Source organism: Paracoccus sp. Z118 (assembly GCF_019061185.1).
In the GTDB taxonomy this organism is placed as follows: Bacteria; Pseudomonadota; Alphaproteobacteria; order Rhodobacterales; family Rhodobacteraceae; genus Paracoccus.
Window position 1 is genome coordinate 1 of the sequence record NZ_JAHQZU010000153.1, and the last position, 333, is coordinate 333.

The 333-nt window shown below is 69.1% G+C and carries 1 pseudogene; it reads right to left on the bottom strand.

Features of this window, described 5'->3' with window-relative positions:
* Positions 1 to 333, bottom strand: a pseudogene (locus KTN05_RS17960) (N-acetylglucosamine transferase); the annotation flags it as partial.

The following is a 333-nucleotide window of genomic DNA, read 5'->3' on the forward strand; positions in this document are numbered from 1 at the left end:
CTTCGACATAGCGCCCCTCGGCTTTCAGCAGCGCGGGCGTCAGCCCCGCAGGAAGGAGGATATCGGCCAGCGCAGCGCTGACGCCCGCGGCCATTCCGCGCCCGCCGCAGACCATCACCCGAGCGCCATCACGGACCAGCCGAGCGACCCCGGCGGCCTCGTTGCGCAGCGCGTCCTGCACGTAATGCGGGTGCTCGCCGCGCGAGTTGGCGGTGACGAGTGAAGTCAGACGCCCCGTCCCCTGCCAGTCCGCCAGTTCCTCGCAATAGAGGAAGTCGCTGTCCGCATGACGCATCCCGAAGAACAGATACACCGGACGGCGGCGCGCATTGG